This is a genomic window from Pseudomonas sp. SbOxS1 (assembly GCF_013416725.1).
Lineage (GTDB): Bacteria > Pseudomonadota > Gammaproteobacteria > Pseudomonadales > Pseudomonadaceae > Aquipseudomonas.
The window spans coordinates 26,138-42,690 of sequence record NZ_JAAVXC010000005.1; the positions used below are offsets into that span (position 1 = coordinate 26,138).

16 protein-coding genes and 1 pseudogene are annotated in these 16,553 nt (G+C 56.4%); 6 read left to right on the forward strand and 11 right to left on the reverse strand.

Translation table 11 applies throughout. The features are described from left to right. The first annotated feature begins 79 nt into the window (after positions 1-79). The gene (locus tag HFK74_RS09890; protein WP_180203348.1) at positions 80-712 is read left to right on the forward strand and encodes a DUF502 domain-containing protein; all 633 of its coding nucleotides are present in this window, start codon (positions 80-82) and stop codon (positions 710-712) included. A gap of 97 nt (positions 713-809) precedes the next feature. Here HFK74_RS09890 and HFK74_RS09895 read toward each other — a convergent pair whose 3' ends face one another. From HFK74_RS09895 to HFK74_RS09915, 5 genes are all read right to left on the reverse strand, one after another. After that, entirely contained in the window at positions 810-1,172 is a 363-nt protein-coding gene (locus HFK74_RS09895) for a hypothetical protein (protein WP_151141247.1), read from the reverse strand. Positions 1,173-1,436: 264 nt separating this feature from the next. Beyond that, positions 1,437-1,757: an isochorismate lyase gene (locus HFK74_RS09900; RefSeq protein WP_180203349.1), complete on the reverse strand. Its 321-nt coding sequence runs from the start codon at positions 1,755-1,757 to the stop codon at positions 1,437-1,439. A 193-nt stretch (positions 1,758-1,950) separates the two neighbouring features. Beyond that, positions 1,951-3,144, reverse strand: coding sequence for a Fic family protein (locus HFK74_RS09905; protein ID WP_180203350.1), 1,194 nt, complete (start codon positions 3,142-3,144; stop codon positions 1,951-1,953). A 268-nt stretch (positions 3,145-3,412) separates the two neighbouring features. Continuing rightward, on the reverse strand, positions 3,413-3,847 hold the full coding sequence (locus HFK74_RS09910) for a GFA family protein (RefSeq protein ID WP_180203351.1): 435 nt from the start codon (positions 3,845-3,847) through the stop codon (positions 3,413-3,415). Positions 3,848-3,902: 55 nt separating this feature from the next. Then, positions 3,903-4,844, reverse strand: coding sequence for a carbon-nitrogen hydrolase family protein (locus HFK74_RS09915; protein WP_180203352.1), 942 nt, complete (start codon positions 4,842-4,844; stop codon positions 3,903-3,905). A 105-nt stretch (positions 4,845-4,949) separates the two neighbouring features. Here HFK74_RS09915 and HFK74_RS09920 point away from each other — a divergent pair, with 105 nt between their 5' ends. Next, positions 4,950-5,633 carry a helix-turn-helix domain-containing protein gene (locus tag HFK74_RS09920; protein WP_180203353.1) on the forward strand — a complete coding sequence of 228 codons (684 nt, stop codon included), beginning with the start codon at positions 4,950-4,952 and terminating at the stop codon, positions 5,631-5,633. Positions 5,634-5,653: 20 nt separating this feature from the next. On the opposite strand, the gene gltS is transcribed toward HFK74_RS09920, so the two are convergent. After that, complete coding sequence (gene gltS / locus HFK74_RS09925) at positions 5,654-6,868, reverse strand: sodium/glutamate symporter (protein WP_180203354.1); 1,215 nt, start codon at positions 6,866-6,868, stop codon at positions 5,654-5,656. Between the two features lie 206 nt (positions 6,869-7,074). On the opposite strand from gltS, the gene HFK74_RS09930 reads away from it, so the two are divergent. Continuing rightward, positions 7,075-7,533, forward strand: coding sequence for a metallophosphoesterase family protein (locus HFK74_RS09930; RefSeq protein WP_180203355.1), 459 nt, complete (start codon positions 7,075-7,077; stop codon positions 7,531-7,533). A 298-nt stretch (positions 7,534-7,831) separates the two neighbouring features. After that, complete coding sequence (gene dapF, locus HFK74_RS09935) at positions 7,832-8,647, forward strand: diaminopimelate epimerase (RefSeq protein WP_180203356.1); 816 nt, start codon at positions 7,832-7,834, stop codon at positions 8,645-8,647. Between the two features lie 274 nt (positions 8,648-8,921). Here the strand turns inward: dapF and HFK74_RS33135 are convergent. Then, positions 8,922-9,144: pseudogene (locus HFK74_RS33135) on the reverse strand (phenylacetate--CoA ligase); the annotation flags it as partial. A gap of 283 nt (positions 9,145-9,427) precedes the next feature. Here HFK74_RS33135 and HFK74_RS09945 point away from each other — a divergent pair. Continuing rightward, on the forward strand, positions 9,428-11,074 hold the full coding sequence (locus HFK74_RS09945; RefSeq protein WP_180203357.1) for a phosphoethanolamine transferase: 1,647 nt from the start codon (positions 9,428-9,430) through the stop codon (positions 11,072-11,074). A 107-nt stretch (positions 11,075-11,181) separates the two neighbouring features. On the opposite strand, the gene HFK74_RS09950 is transcribed toward HFK74_RS09945, so the two are convergent. From HFK74_RS09950 to HFK74_RS09960, 3 genes are all read right to left on the reverse strand, one after another. After that, on the reverse strand, positions 11,182-11,736 hold the full coding sequence (locus HFK74_RS09950; RefSeq protein WP_180203358.1) for a YdeI/OmpD-associated family protein: 555 nt from the start codon (positions 11,734-11,736) through the stop codon (positions 11,182-11,184). 166 nt (positions 11,737-11,902) lie between these two features. Further along, positions 11,903-13,204, reverse strand: coding sequence for a C4-dicarboxylate transporter DctA (gene dctA / locus HFK74_RS09955; protein WP_180203359.1), 1,302 nt, complete (start codon positions 13,202-13,204; stop codon positions 11,903-11,905). A gap of 72 nt (positions 13,205-13,276) precedes the next feature. Continuing rightward, positions 13,277-14,632, reverse strand: a complete 1,356-nt coding sequence (locus HFK74_RS09960) for an adenylosuccinate lyase family protein (RefSeq protein WP_180203360.1) — start codon at positions 14,630-14,632, stop codon at positions 13,277-13,279. Between the two features lie 116 nt (positions 14,633-14,748). Here HFK74_RS09960 and HFK74_RS09965 point away from each other — a divergent pair, with 116 nt between their 5' ends. Then, positions 14,749-15,489 (forward strand): GntR family transcriptional regulator, encoded by a 741-nt coding sequence (locus HFK74_RS09965; RefSeq protein WP_180203361.1) that lies wholly within the window; start codon positions 14,749-14,751, stop codon positions 15,487-15,489. Here HFK74_RS09965 and HFK74_RS09970 read toward each other — a convergent pair. Next, positions 15,486-16,532 (reverse strand): D-alanine--D-alanine ligase, encoded by a 1,047-nt coding sequence (locus HFK74_RS09970; protein WP_180203362.1) that lies wholly within the window; start codon positions 16,530-16,532, stop codon positions 15,486-15,488. The two genes, HFK74_RS09965 and HFK74_RS09970, sit on opposite strands and share 4 nt — an antisense overlap. Between the last annotated feature and the right edge of the window lie 21 nt (positions 16,533-16,553).

Genomic DNA, 16,553 nt, shown 5'->3' on the forward strand with positions numbered 1-16,553 from the left:
CTTCTGTCTCGCGCGCGAGATGTCACATACCCGTTGTTGATACCAGGGCCATTGCGCCCATCCAGAAAAGGTAGCGCACATGAAGCAGGCCCTTGCGTACTGTACCAAACGGGTGATTGCCGGCTTGCTGGTGATCATCCCCATCTACCTCGCCATCCTGGTGTTGTTCAAGGGCATGAAGTCCCTCGAACAACTGGTTCGACCGTTCACGCGACTGCTTCCGCAGTGGCTGCCTGCCGAGCAACTCCTGTCCCTGATACTGGTGTTGTTGATCTGCTTTTTGATCGGCGTGGCGCTGCGCACGAAATTGGGCGAAATAGCCCGTCAGAGGGCGGAGAAGGGCCTGTTCGAACGCATTCCCGGATACGGGTTGTTCCGAAGCCTGACCCAGCAGATAGCGGGGGACAGTAACCAAACCGTCTGGAAGCCCGCCCTGGTCGAGATCGAAGAGGCTCTCGTCCCGGCGTTCATCATCGAAGTGTTCGACGACGGCCGCTACACCATTTTCGTCCCCTCGGTACCCACGCCACTGGCCGGCGCGGTCTACATACTGGAGGCAAGCCGCGTGCATCCCCTGGACGTGTCGTTCACCGATACGTTCAAGGTCATCTCCAAATGGGGCGCGGGCGCCAGGGAACTGGTGGCGGCCATGGAGAAGGGTGGGAACCCTGAGCCTGGATTGCCGGTGGGCAAGGTGGATGCCGGGCCTTGATGAACGGCTGTCACATCATGCAGGGTGAAATGCAGCGAATACGAAAAAGCCCGGCTGATCAGGCCGGGCTTTTTGCTTGTGCGGTAAAGCGATGGTATCAGGCGACGGTGTTGCCTTGCAGGCGGTCAGAACCATCGGCGGCAACGGTGTTGCCTTGCAGGCGGTCAGAGCCATCGGCGGCAACGGTGTTGCCTTGCAGGCGGTCAGAGCCATCGGCGGCGACGGTGTTGCCTTGCAGGCGGTCGGAGCCATCGGCGGCAACGGTGTTGCCTTGCAGACGATCCGAACCATCGGCAGCCACACGATTCTCGATCAAACGATCCGAACCACCCTCGGCCACCCGGCTTTCAATCAGACGATCCGAGCCACCTTCAGCCACGACAGGCTGAACAGAGGTAGCGGCAAAAGCGTTAACTGCAAAAACCGAGAAAGCGATGCTGAGGAGGGTTTGGCGTTTCATGATCGTGTGCTCCGGGGTGTAGTTGCTTGGTATGGAGCTGATGTTACGCCGTGCAGTTTTTAAGAGAACTTCATTGACGTGATGGTGAACATCGATGCGATTGATAGGGCTGGCGCGAGACCCCTTGTGAGCGTGATGATGTGGCGCGAGGCCTTGATTACAGTGCGTATCAACGGTAATGCGCGATTACGCCGTTATCATCAAGGCCAACGACCCCTTGAGATTGTCGATTAAAAAAGGGCGCCTTCGGTGAATGCACCGGGATCAGGTCTGGGGCAATTGCGCCGACCAGTGTTTCATCTCCTCGGCAATAAAATGCTCAACCAAATCGCTATACATTTTTTCGATTGCGTCCGGGTTCAGGCCTTCGGCTTCGGCCCATTCACGACGTGTCGCAAGCATGGTATTGAACCGCTCCCGGGCACGCACCGAGGCCGCAGAGGTCTTGAATTTCGAAGCAGCAAGCACGTACTGGAATCGCCGACCTAACAGCTTGATAACGGCTTGGTCGAGGGCATCGATCTCGCGTCTGATGTCCTCCATTCCTGTGCATTGCGCGGGTTGCAATTGGGTGAAAACTTCCATGTAGGTAACTCCATTATGTTTCAGACCATTGTCGAAGCGCCGCCGAAGCATGCTTCGCATTTAATTTCACATTAGAACTCGTTGCATGATCCCTATTTCATTGGGGGCGCGCGCGTTGTCTGGCACCTTCTATCTTGATTACCTTCACATTTATCCGTCCCGTTTGTACGCAGAGTACGATTCCCCAGTGCAACTACTGAAACCGGCGATGCAAATCCGGAAAAATATCCTGGGCAAACCAGGCGGGCAGGCCGGGTGTGACGATGCGGGATTTGGGCGTTCGGCTTTCCACCAGGCCGACTTTGATCAACCGCGACAGCTCATCGATTGCCGGGCGTGGTGTCAGTCCGGTGAAAGTCTTTATTTCGTTGCGCGGCAGACTACCTTGGGTGATCAGCGCAATAATCGCAGGCGCACTTTCCGGACGAATGCCTTGTTGTAGAAGTTTCTCGTTGTAGCGAAACGCGCGTATCACTCGCTCTCGCAGCTGGGACGGGTCGACCGCTGCGGTCATGTAATCCACCTGATCGTGACAAACCTGCAGCATGAACTCGATAAACTCGAAGTAGCGACGCTGGGATAACTGGCCTCGTCCGTCCAAATCACCTTCTCGTGGACGGTCGGCCATGGTCAGTGCACTGTAGTAATCCTGATGCCTTCGTGCGAGACCGCGAGATAGCGACCAGAGGGTTGGCTCCAGCCCCAGATGCACCAACTGTAAATGAGTGATCAGTCGAACAACTCGACCATTACCGTCGGCAAAGGGGTGAACCCATGCGAGGCGATGATGGTAGGCAAGCGAAGAAATAAGCTGACGACGCGGGTCTGTCTGCCGGCCGAAGCCGGTCTGGAGGTGTCGCAGCATACTGTCAACTGCACAAGCGTGCGGTGCATCATGATTACCGACTACAACGTTCTGGCCTGTGATCGATCGGAGTGTGCCTGGCTGCATTATCGAGCCATCGGACAACGTACGTTCCGCATCGCTTGCACCGCGAAAAAGCCGGTTATGTGCAGTGCTTACGAGCTCTGGGGCGAACATGGCGTTCCAGGGAAATGGTCCACGCTGGCTTAGCGTTCGCTCGAACAATGCTTGCACCGCCATTTGTTCAACCGCCAGGTTTTTAAGTCGCTTGCGATCCTTGACCGGGGCTGTCTGCGCTTTCTGCATATCGGCAGGCTCGGTGTACTGCCCCTCGATCAGATTCGAGTAGTAGGTATTCGTGATTTGCAGGAGCCGCCCAAGGCGTGCGGCGGTTTCAGGTGGTAAGCGTCCAGCTAGAAATTGCGTCTTTCTGGGTAATGCATCCGCAAGGGCGATGATCGATGGGGGTAACGCATCGGGAAGTATCGGATCGAGCCAGGATTTTGATGTGATCAGGGACATAGTGTTTTGCACTGTGTGAAAAGGCTTCACATTTTATTTCACATACCTGATCTCTTAACAAGCACTGATTTATTGGGTTTCCGGCAGTTGTTAGGTGTTTTCAGCAGGATTATCTTCACATTTTATTTCGCAATATTTCGACTCGCCGACCTCCCCAGCTGACGGAGGTGGCGCAAAATTCAAGGTGCGAACTCAGCCGTTTGCTGTGAGGAGGTCATGATGAATCTGGCAATGCGTCGAAGTGAAAAGAATTTAAAGTTCCTGACAACTATTCCTCCACGCCAACACCCGACCCTCCCAATTCTTTCGGCACATCCTTGAACTTCGGCAACCCATCCTTAATACGCAGCACCGACTCCTGATAATGCACATGAACCCCAGGCGTGTACTCAAGATCCGGGATGACCGCGGCATACACATCGATGAGTCCCATCCCCGGGTGCTCGGTGAACAGATGCCCGCCGCACGTCTTGCACCACTTGCGGTAACTTTGTGGTGTCTTGTTGTAGGTGCCGATGTTGTCGGCGCCCCGAGTCACTTGCAGCGCCTCGGGTTTCCACAGGGTGAAGGCATTGACCGGCCCCGCTGACCAGTGCCTGCACGACTCGCAATGGCAATAACCCATCGCGGCCGGCTCACCGCTGACGGTGAACTCGACGGCACCGCAAAAACAACGGCCTTTGTAAGACTGTTCAATGTTCATGGCATGACTCCTTGATCAATGGTCAGGGCATTGCTCGCACAAAAGGTACTTGCCTTCACTCGTCGACATAGCGCACCGCCGTCGTCGGCGTGCGTCGCACCTGCAGATCGAAAATGTCCGGGCGCGCATAGTGCCCGGTGACGTCGAGCGCCCGCCGAGCCGGGGCCACGAGTGAGACGTCGATGTCCGCATATAGAATGCCTGCCTCTCGGTGCAATGGACCTGCCACGATCCGACCTTGCGGATTGATCACCACCGAGTCGCCGTCGTTGATCCATTCATGCGGATCGGCAAACAGTTGCGCACGGGATGGGAAGTCGTCGGGAATGTCGCTGCCGCGCAGCGCGGTGCCACTGCCGAGCACCCAGCAGCGGCCTTCGAGGGCAATGTGACGCATCGTACAGATCCAGCCCTCGCCGGTGTCGTAGGTGGGCGCGACGTAGATTTCCACCCCTTGGGCATACAGTGAATAGCGCGCCAGCGGCATGTAGTTTTCCCAGCAGATGAGCGCCCCCACGCGGCCGACCGGTGTATCGACCGCGCGCAACCCGGACGCATCACCGAAGCCATGCACCATGCGCTCGGGATTGGTGGGCATCAACTTGCGGTGTCGGTTGAGCACTGCTCCGTTCGCGCCGATAACGACTACGCTGTTATAGAGCGTGCCGCCACCATTGCGCCGGTCGCATTCATTGATGCCGCACACGATCGTCACTGCGTGAACCCTGGCGGCCTCGCACAATGGGCTCAGGTCACCGTTCACAATATCAACGGCGTTGGCCAGCAACCGCGTATGCAACTGGCCTATGACAGCGCCGTCCTTTCCCGCCGCCAGTCGCCAGATCCATGACGGGTAACCTGGAATGAACGATTCGGGCAAAACAACCAGCGAGGCGCCCGCCGTCGCGGCCTCAGAGACTGATTGCACGGCCCGCGCGATCGTCGCGCTACGATCGAGCAGCACGGGCGGGCGCTGAATGATGGCGATCTTGGTCATGACGTTCTCCAGGGGCGGTTGGCTGTCGGAGACTTGAGCGTGCGCGTGGCGAAGTCGCCGGGCTAGTTCAGAATCTGAAGCGTTGCAGCGGTGGGAGTGCAGGCGATGGACGAAAGCTATGGTCAGTTCTGCACAGTCGCGCGCGGTGCTGAAGCACTGTGCGAGCGCTGGACGCCCCTGGTCGTGCGCGAACTGCTGTGCGGCAGCAAACGCTTCAATGAACTGCACCGCGGCGTACCCCGGATGTCCACCGGCTTGCTGGCACAGCGGCTGCGCCACCTGGAAGAAATCGGCGTGGTGCATCGCACGGCGGTGGGCAAAGTCTGGGAATACAGCCTGACCGACGCGGGCGAGGAATTGCGCCCCATCATCATGGCGCTGGGGCATTGGGGCGCGCGCTGGATCGGCAGTCGCCTGCGCGACGACCAGCTCGACGCGGGCCTGCTCATGTGGGACGTACGCCGGTTCGTGCGCCTCGAGACATTCCCGCCCCGGCCGGTAGTCATCCAGTTCAAGTTCCGCGATGCGCGGTCCGGCGAGCAAGCATGGTGGCTGGTGGTCGAGGAGGGTGTGGCAGACCTGTGCCGCGACGACCCCGGGCGTGACTTGACCCTCGTCGTGGATTCAAGCGTGCGTGCCTTGACCGAGGTATGGGCGGGCGACCGCACACCGCAGGAGGTCCTTCAATCGCGAGAGCTGCGTGTAGATGGCTCAGCGCAGGACGCGCAAAACCTTTGGCGCTGGCTGGGCACGAGCGCGTTTGCCGGTACCCGGAGCGCAGCGCGTTAGCCATTCAAACAAACGGGCCGCTACAGCCCACTGAACATCCCGATGATCACGGCATTGACCAGGTCAATGAAAAACCCGCACACCAGCGGCACGATGAGAAAGGCCTGGTGAGCCGCACCGTACTTCTGTGTCACGGTCGTCATGTTGACGATGGCTGTCGCGGTGGAACCCAGCGCAATACCGCCGAAACCTGAAGCGATCACGCTGGCTTCATAATTGCGGCCCATGAAGCGGAACACCAGAAAATACGTATAGAGGACGGTCAAGAGGATCTGCAGGGTCAATGCGCAAGCAATGAACAGCAGCGCGCCGCTGAGCTGCCACAACTGCAAGCCCATCAACGCCATGGTCAGGAACATGCCCAGGCATACGTCGGAAATCAGCGACAGGCCCTGGCTGGCGCCGCTCCAGGATTTCAGGCGCTGCTCGCCGATCAGCCCCCGGACGAGGTGGTGAATGACGATACCGGCAAACAGGCAACTGACGAACTTGGGCAGGGTGATCCCGCTGTCGACCAGCAGCAGGTTGAGTCCATAGCCGAGCATCAAGGTCAGATTGAGCCACATCCACGCCCAGAGCACGTCGTAGTAGTCCAGTGGCTTGCTCTGCTGTTGCTCGAGAATGCCTACCTCCAGCGCCGCATCCCCGGATGGCGTCAGTTGATGGCGACGGATCAGACGGTTGGCGATGGGGCCGCCGATCACACAAGCGGCAATCAGGCCGACAGTGTTGCTGGCGATCCCCAATTCATGCGCGTTCTCGATGCCCAGCCGTTCGACGAACAGCGGTGCCCAGGCCAGGGTCGTTCCAACCCCACCGGTGAGGGAGATCGAACCCACCATCAGGCCAGCCTTGGGATCCAGCCCGAATACCTCGGCCATGCCCATGCCCAGCGCGTTCTGCAGAAAGATGAACACTGCGGCGAGCACCAGCAGGATCAACAGCGGTCGCCCACCCTTGACCAGCTGGCGCATGTCCGACCTCAAGCCGATGCCGGCGAAGAAATACAGCAGCATGGTGTCGCGAACTTGCAGGTCGAACTCGACCTGGATATTCAGACCGAAGTACAACAGGCTCGTGACTGCCGCACAGACAAAGCCACCGACCACCGATTCTGGAATACAGTATTGACGCAGCAAGGTGCTGTGCTGGACCAGCGTCTTGCCCAGGAAGAGCAACAGGATGGCGAGGGTGAAACTCACCAGGCCATGAACAGCGAAGAGTTGGGCGGTCATCTATAGCCTATTGAAAAACCTGAAAAAAATATTATCCAGAGTCGATCGCACGGCTTTACGACCTGGATCAATGAAAGTACAGATCGCCGACGAATCCGGATGCGCTCAAGGTCCGGTTCGCCGAAGTGAGTCAAGCACCTGATCCCGGAACACGCAATCGCCGGGGCAGGGGAGCGTACATCCTTGAGACTGGCCAGGAGCCTTGTATGAAAGTTGGCGTGATCTCTGATACCCATGGCCTGCTCCGCCAAGAAGCGCTCGCGGCATTGCAGGGCTGTGAACGGATCATTCACGCCGGCGACATCGGCAAACCGGACATTCTCGAACAACTGGCGTTGATCGCGCCGCTGCATGTCGTGCGCGGGAACAATGACCTGGCGGCTCCATGGGCGGAGCATCTCGCCGATCACCTGAGTTTCGAGCTTGAGGGATGGCAGGTTTTGCTGGTGCACGACATTGCCGATGTCCCGGCAGCGCTGGAACCAGGCACGAGGCTGGTGATTACCGGGCATTCCCACAAGCCCTGCATTGAATGGCGCGGTGAACGGCTATTTCTCAATCCAGGCAGCGCAGGGCCGCGACGGTTCAAGTTGCCGGTGACGTTGGCGTTGCTTGAGGTGCAAGAGGGGGCGATTGAACCACGTCTGGTTTCGTTGCTGGAGTGAGCGTTTATTTAGGGGCGGGTGTTGCACGCCTTTGACAAAGGGGGCGACAAGCAAGGCTGAACCGAGGGGTAAAAGGGACTGGGAGAACTTGTATGTTTCAGCCATTGGCTGAATCAGACCGAAAGGGAATTTTTTGGAAGGTAGCAATCGGCCAGAAGCAGACGGTGACGAATCAAATCCAACGATCTATCCAGTCTGCTTGGCGTATCCGCCTGATGAGTCTTGCAATGGTTATGCAAATAGGGGTAGATCGCTTCAATGCGTTAATTCATCACACGTCTCGCCGCCAGGTCAATTTATGCCGCTGAGCTTTCATAAAATGCATGCCAATGGTGATGATTTCGTTATCGTCGACTCGCGAAATTCACCCAATCCAATTACCAGCAATATGGCTCGGCGAATGGGGGATCGGAACCGGGGAGTCGGCTTCAATCAACTCGCGGTGGTGTTTGACTGCGATGATGCAGATGCGCGTTTGATGTTCTGGAATGCCGATGGCTCACCGCTGGACGCTTGTGGCAGCGCAACGCGCGGGGCCGCGGATATGTTGATGCGTGGCTCCAACATGACTTCAGTAACGCTGCGAACCAACCGTGGCTTGCTAACTTGCAAGCGAACTTCAACCGGCGCCATTTCTGTAGACATGGGAAAGCCGCTTTTGGGCTGGCTGGATGTTCCTCTGGCTTTGGAAATGGATACTTTGCTGCTGCCACTGGCCGGTAACCCAACAGCCTGTAGCATGGGAAATCCGCACTGCACCTATTTTGTCGATGATCTGACGGCCGTTGATATTGCGACGATTGGACCGACACTTGAAACCACGTCCTTGTTTCCCCTCAGGACGAACGTGCATTACGTCCAGATCATTGACCGAAAGCACATCCGGTTGCGAATTTGGGAGCGCGGGGGAGGTATCCCGCTGGGTTCAGGCTCCTGCTCTTGTGGCGCCGCGGTTAACGGCATTCGTCGTGGCTTGTTAGACAATTGCGTTGAGGTTGAATGTGACGGCGGAGCTGTAACGGTTCAATGGGACGGCGTGGGATCAGTCTTTCTCACCGGGCCGGTAGAGACGACTTTTTCAGGAATAATCGCGGATGCTTTGTTGAAAGCTTGATTTTCAGGCAGGCCGCTATTGGCCGGCTTCCAGCTGTCGCAAGCGTCTGCTTTGAAAGCAACTCCTTCTTCAGCGCCCCGCGAGCCTGAGACGGTCATCAGCGCCCTGATCGAAAACGCGCGCCAACTCCCCGAGGAACTCTACCAATCGCTGACGTGGGATCGCGGCAGAGAGATGGCGGCAGAGGCGTACATCGAGGGTCTGGACGGGCAACTGACTGCCGATCAGTTGGCTGTGCGGTTGCGCGCGGCGCGGGACCAGACGTTGCTCCAGTATAGTTGTCGCGTAGATCGCTTTTGCACGTGAAGGGAAATTTCGCCAGGTCATCGAGGGATTCCAGGTCGTCGGGGTGCACGCCGGCTTCGGCGTAACGCTTGCGATAAAGCGCAAAGATTTCGAAGGCATGACGGAGGCTCCAGCGCAAACGACTTAGTTGGTGTTGACGTGGCCGTTTCCATGTAATCAAGCGCAACTAGCGAATTCATAAGAAGCCTCATTGATTATTTTTATAAGGGGCTGTCTCCGATTTCTTGGGCACTATTGCTGTGCAAGCACAGATTGCCTAGGGTGAACAGTGTCAAGCCTTGCGGCGCCTGGATGGTTAGCGTGCCCTCGAGGGGCTCTGCAAGTTGGATTTTTCGCTACAAGCTTGCTGGCAACTGCCGAGACTCGCTACGTTTGGACGCCAAGGGAGAGAATATTTTTAACAAGATACGGCGAGCGCGCCAATTGGAGCTACCCTCTGAGGAGGCATGTGGGTTCCTGCGAGAATAATATCAAATGAAAAACTCCGCCAAAATTATCGATGACTCATTTAAAATATTAAAAGCCGAATGGCCAAATTTAGTATTGTGGTCATTTCTGCTTTCACCGTTGATTGTTAGAATGCTAACAAACTTTCAATACTCTAAAATTGATTTATTGGTCTTTTACACCCTTGGTATGTCGGTGTTGTGGCTTTTGGCAATTAGATTTATTTCATCCAATCAGTTCAAGGTTCACATCATTCTGCTGCCATTTTATTTGGCAGCAGCTGTTGATCTATTTTTGGTTTTAAATTTCAACTCGAGATTAACGGCGGCCTATATATTTATTGGCTTGACAAACCATAAGGAGGCCAGCGAATTTTTACCGACCTATTGGCAGTCCATCAGTACCGTTTTGCTGATCTTCATATTTTGCTATGGGGCTGGATTAATAGGTCTGCATAAGCGCGAATTATATAAAAACAAAGGTATTTTTGTTCTGCTTGTTAGCGCCTTGATAGTGGGGTATGGGGCGTATTTTTATAAAACCGTCAAGCTTAATTCTTTCGGGAAATCTGCGGTCATGGATCTCCTTGCAAAAGATCAAAGCACGCCAGTAGGTTATTTATCGCAAATTGCCCTTTCCGCAGACTTGTATTTGGGGACGGAGAAACTTATCAAGCGCCGTCGAGAATCTGATGTAAAAATAACCAATATGTCGAATCAATCAAATATAGAAACCATTGTTTTTGTGATCGGTGAGTCATCACGGCCGCACAACTGGTCGCTCTATGGTTATCACAAGGATACAACCCCAAATCTCGGTAAGCAGGCGGGGATTTTCAAGTTTAATAATATTTGCACGACCGCCCCATATACCTCGTTCGCGGTTCCTTCAATGCTGAGCCTTGAGCCTATATCGGATTGGGAATCCATTGTGTCAACAAAATCATTGGTGAGTATATATCGCGAAGCCGGCTACATGACCTATTGGTTGTCTGTGCAGGAAGTTGATAGTTTTGGCGGAATAATTCCACACATCGCTGCAGAGGCACAGTACCGTCAATATCTTGAGAGAAGCTATGATGGAGCATTAATTTCAGAGCATGAAAAAATACTCAATAAAAGCGATGCACAAAAGAGAGCTATATTTATTCATGTCAAGGGTAGTCATTTCGAGTATTCACGCCGATACCCAGAACATTTTGCTAAGTTCCAGCCTTCAACAAGCAGCTTCAAAGACAAAATTACCGCGGAATATGATAATAGTATTTTATATACGGACTGGCTATTAAGCACAATTATTGATCAATTGAAGTCAAGCAAAAAGCCCTCTGTCTTGATTTATTCCTCGGATCATGGTGAAAACATGCTGGATGACAGTCGAGGGCTCTTGGGTCATGGAATAGGCAATGAATATGACCTCCCGGTTTCGGCATTTATCTGGGCGTCCGATAATGTTTCAAGCCAGCAATCGCTCAAGCTTTCAAAGCTGAGGGAAAGAGAAAGTCAGAAAATCAGCATCTCATCCTTGCCACATACTCTTTTAAATATCACTGGGGTTTTCACGAGTAAGTATAAAAGTTCGGATGATTTATTAAGTGATGATTTTGTAGCGTCGACATGTCCACATCTGCTCGGCGCAGGCTATGTTCCATCGTTTGATTTTGACACCCATTAAATAGCCCTCGCTGAACAACGCCGCAAGGCGTTGATCCATCAGGTTGACTTACTGATTTCAGGACTGGCGTGCATAGGGAGGGCGGTTACCGCCAACGCAATGCTCCATTAAAAATCTTCGGTCTCGGGCGCACGAAAGGCCTTACTGTAGAATCCGGACTGGTCGAAACAGCAAACCTGCTTCTTGCCGGATGCCAGCATCTCGCAGGCATCACCTATTCGTTTTGCGCGCGTCTTGAGTTGCTTGGCTGACGTAATCCAGTGTATCCAGTCTACCCGTGCAAGGGTCGTCGTATTCTTCCAGACTTCATGAGCCTCAGGATTGGCTGCCAGTGCCTCCTGAAAATCGGCTGGGATGTCAGGCTCGGGTTCCTTCTTCACAGGGGTCAGCTCCAGTGTCACGACATCCCCAACGGCCGCACTTGCGGCCTCGAGTAACTCGCGACCGACCTGCAGCCAATGGCTCAGCTTGCCATCCGGCTCAAGGGTCGCCTGGAAAGGGTGCCCATTGATTGTGCCGTCAACGGTCGTCCTTCCTCGCCTCGGAAGCTTCCCACTCGCGTCTTTTGGCAGTACTACGAACGCCCACGACGTATCACTGCCAGGTTTCGCCGGACGAAGGAGCTTTGCTTCGAATCGGGATTTCACATCGATTGTTGTCATTGCAACGCCTCCAGCTGATTCGCCTGACTACAGGAACGGGGGAAAGATTTATTTAGTCTTAGCTTCGTTTTTTAGCAAATAAAGGGCCCTTCGAGGGCCCTTTACAGTCAGCGTGTTTCAACCATTCCAGGAAGATTTCACTTCCCATCGACAGACCATCGTTCGATTAAAGCGCAGCCTCCAGATTCCGCCCGAACACCCGGTTGTATTCAGCCTTGGCAGTCTGCTCGGTAAATTCCCCCGACCATTTCGACACCACCACCGTCGCCACGCTGTTGCCGATGGTGTTGCAAGTGGCGATGGCCATGGACATGAAACGGTACACGCCAAACAGCAGGGCGAGGCCTTCCACCGGCAATACGCCAATGGCGGTCACCGTGGCGGCGAACACCACGAAACTGCCACCGGAGACGGCTGCCGCGCCTTTGGACGTCACCAGCATGATGGCGATGGTGCCCAACTGTTGCTCCCAGCTCATCGGTACGCCGTAGGCATTGGCGATGAACAGCACGCAAAGCGACATGTAGATGGAGGTGCCGTCGAGGTTGAAGGCATAACCGGTCGGCAGGACCAGGCCGACGCTCTGCTTGGAGCAGCCGAATTTCTCCAGTTTTTGCAGCAGGCGTGGCAGGGCGCTTTCCGAGGAGGCGGTGCCGAGCACGATGAAAATCTCATCCTTGATGTACTTGAGGAAGCGCCACAGGCTGAAGCCAGAAATACGGCAGACCGCGCCCAGCACCACGAAGATGAAGAAGGCGACGCAGACGTAGAACATCAGCACCAGGTTGGCCAATGACATCAGCACGGCGCTGCCATTGCTGCCGACGGCGTAGGCCACCGAGCCGAAGGCGCCAAGCGGGGCGAACTTCATGATCAGGTTGATGAACTCGAAGAAGCATTCGGAGACCCGGCTCAAGCCGTCCTCGATCACGCTGCGGCGCTCGGGCTTGAGGGCCAGCAAGGCAAAACCGAACAGTACCGAGATCACCAGCACTTGCAGCAACTGGCCACCGGCGAAGGCGCCGACGAAGTTGTCCGGGAAAATCCCGTAGATGAAATCCATGGTCGACGCTGGCGCGTGGCCCTTGGCGACGGCTGCACTGGCGGCTGCGGCGGTGGCGGAGCTCGGGTGTGCGTCATGCATGCCCGAGCCGATGTTCAGCAGGTTGCCCCACAGCAGGCCGATGGCCAGGGCAATGGTCGAGACGATCTCGAAATAGATCAGCGCGCGCAAGCCGACCTTGCCGACCCGCTTGATGTCACCCGCCGAGGCGATGCCATGGACCACGGTGAAAAACACCAGGGGCGCGACGGCTGTCTTGATCAGCTTGAGAAAGATATCGCCGAGAATCTTGAATTTGGCGGCCAACTCCGGGGCCAGGAAGCCGAAGGCAATGCCCAGCACCATGGCGGCGATGACTTGAAAAGTCAGGTCTTTGTAGAACGGCTTTTTGTTGACAGTGGTCATGTCTGCGATCTCGTTGTTTTTATTGGCGAGCAAAGTGCAGAAGGGCTCGACCCATGGCCGAGCCCCGTGAGATTAGCGCTTGACGGAGCCCTCGCGAGACAGGGCGATATCCACCATTTGCGGGGCCAGACCCAGATAGTTGGACGGGTCGGTAAGGCGCTTGAGTTCCTCGATATCCAGTTGCGCCGTGGCTTCGCCCTGAGCGAGCAGAGCATCGAGCAGGCTGGTGCCTTCATCGTTCGCCATGCGGCAGGCGGCATACACCACGTCATGCGCCACCTGACGGCCCAGGGCCGGCGCCAGGCCCATCATCACCGCTTCGGCCACGATCAGGCCCTGGGTCATATCAAGGTTCTTGCGCATGCGCTCGGTGCGTACTTCCAGGCCTGCGAGCATGAATTTCGCCTGGCCGAGAGAGGCGGCGCTCAAGGCGAACGCTTCGGGAATGGCGATCCATTCCGCCTGCCAAGGGCCAGTGGAGCGTTCGAAGTCCTGAATCATTGCATCGAGCATCAGGCCCGCGTGCTGACGCACGCCTTTGGCCGCGGCGTACATCAACTCACAGGAAATCGGGTTGCGTTTCTGCGGCATGGTACTGCTGGCACCCCGTCCCTTGACGAACGGTTCGTACACTTCGCCCAGCTCGCTGGTCATCATCATCATGACGTCCAGGGCGACTTTGCCCAGGGAGCCGGTGACCAGTCCGAGGAAGTTCAGGGTTTCCGCCAGGCCGTCACGGGCGACATGCCACGTGGCTTGCGGCACGCCCAGGCCCAGTTCGGCCATCAACGCTTCCTGGACTTCCAGGCCTTTGTCACCCAGTGACGCCAGTGTGCCTGCGGCGCCGGCGAACTGACCGATTTCCACCCGTGGACGCAGCTCCACCAGGCGTTCGGCGTGACGGTCGAACATGCTCAACCACACCGCACATTTGTAGCCGAAGGTGATGGGCAGGGCATGTTGCAGGTGGGTACGGCCAGCCATCGGCGTGTCGCGATAGCGCTTGGCGAGATCGGCCAGCAAGCCGCGTACGGCCTGGATGTCGCGCTCCACCAGTTGCAGTGCCGCGCGCACTTGCAGGACGACGGCGGTGTCCATGATGTCCTGGGTGGTGGCCCCCCAATGGACATAGCGCCCGGCTTCGCCACAGGTTTTCGACAGTTGTTCAACCAACGGCAGGATCGGGTAACCGACGATTTCGGTTTCGTGCTGCATCAGTGCCAGGTCGAGGGAGGCATAGGTTGCAAGTTCAGCGATCTGTTCGGCGGCCTGGCTCGGGATTACGCCACAGCGCGCTTCGGCGCGGGCCAATGCCACTTCCACCTCGATGTAGCGTTCGATCAGGGCTTTGTCGGAAAACACACCGCGCATCTCGGCGGTGCCGAACATGTCGCGAAAGAGGGCGGAATCGAAGACGGTGCTGGACATGGGGTAATCCTGATATGTTTGTTATTGATCGGACATATTCAATATGTCCGTACATAATAATTACGCCCTCACTGGTACACTGTCAACTCAGGTAACGCTTGGGACTGATGAAAGGTATGAACCAGACGCGCTATGCGGTCGTTGCAAAAGACTTGATGGAAGGGATTTCCAGCGGGAGATTTCCGGTCGGGACCTTGCTGCCCACGGAGTTCGAGCTGTGCGAGCTGTATGACGTGAGCCGCCACACCGTGCGTGCCGCCATCACCCAATTGCAGAACCAGGGGCTGGTTTCACGACGCAAAAGGGTGGGCACCCGGGTTGAATCCGCCACCCCCAGGGGCGGCTATTCGCAGTCGCTGGCGTCGGTATCGGACCTTGTGCACCTGGCTGAAACCCAGGTGCGCAGTATCCAGAGCGTGCAGCACTTCGTGGCCGACATCGCGCTGGCCAAGCGATTGGGCCTGGAACCCGGCGAGCATTACTTTTGCGTGTCCAGCATCCGGGTCGATCAGGAGAACCTGCGGGCACCGATATGCTGGACTGATGTTTATGCCCAGGACATTTACTCAGAGGTCATCGAATTGGCCGAACAGCATCCTGACGAGCTGATTGCCGCGTTGATCGAGCAGCACTTTGGTCGACACATCGATGTGGTGGATCAGCAGGTACGTGCGGTGTTGCTGTCACCGGAAATTTCTAAGAGCCTCAATGCTGAAGCTGGCTCCCCGGGTTTGAACATTGTTCGCCAGTACCGTGACGAGGAGGGGGCTGTGATGGTGGTGTCGGAAACCACCCACCCTCAGGACAGGTTTACGCTGGTTAGCCAGATGCGCAGGGAAAAAAACCTGACCTCCTAAGGCGTAGTAGCGAGTTCCGCAAAACGGCCCCTCGCCATGCGGATCTGACCCAACAGGATCTGTCGCAGCAGAAATGTTCGAATGTCGATATTGGCAACCGCGAGTTCTTTGGGGAGCAGTGATGCCTGGGTCATTCCCGGAAGCGTATTGATCTCCAGGAAGATGATCTCGGCATCGCGAACGATGAAGTCGCTGCGTGAATAGCCTTCGGCGGCGACTGCTTGATGGGCTGCGATAGCGTAAGACTTCAGTGCCTTGACGATCTGCGAGGGCAGGGTGGAGGGACAGCGTTCTTCAACCTGGTTGAGGTATTTGGAGATGTAGTCGAAGTCGGTAGCGTCGGGCAAGCGAATTTCCACCGGTTCAAGGGCGACAAGGCCATCGTGCTCGATCACGCCTACGGTGGCTTCGATTCCGTTGAGCAGGGGTTCGATCATGTAGGGCACCTCGGGTGGCTGTCTGAGGAAGCGTTCCCACTGATCTGCAGAGCGGATCATAAACAGTCCATAGCTGGAGCCATCGCTGACGGGCTTCGCTACGACGCCTGCGCATTCACTCAACCAATGGCGGCCCCAGGCGTCGAGCCTGGCGCCATCATCGGACAGGACAAGGTGAGGCAGTGTCGGAACACCACAGGCTTGGACGGCCGTTTTTGTCGCGAGCTTGTTGAAGGCCAGGCGCGAGGCCCGGCTTCCCGAACCGGTGAATGCGACGCCTGCTTCCTCGCACAGCAACGCAAGTGTGCCATCCTCACCGTCTACGCCGTGCAGCGCCAGCACCAGGGTCAAATGACGCTGCCGGGCTTGCTCGAGAGCGTCGTCGATATCGACGGCAAGCGGCTGGCGGTGCTCGTCGGGTTCCAGCGGGTTGATGAAAGGGTTGGGGTGGGTGAGCAGCCGTGCCCTGTCCACCCATTGAACACGGCGATCAGGCAACCAATGCCAGAGTTCCGCTTCCGGCAAATACGTGGACATATGCTGGGCGCTTGCCACCGAGACCATTCGTTCAGAACCTGCGCCACCAAACACAATTGCAACTTTCATGAACTGTTCCCGAGCGTTGCT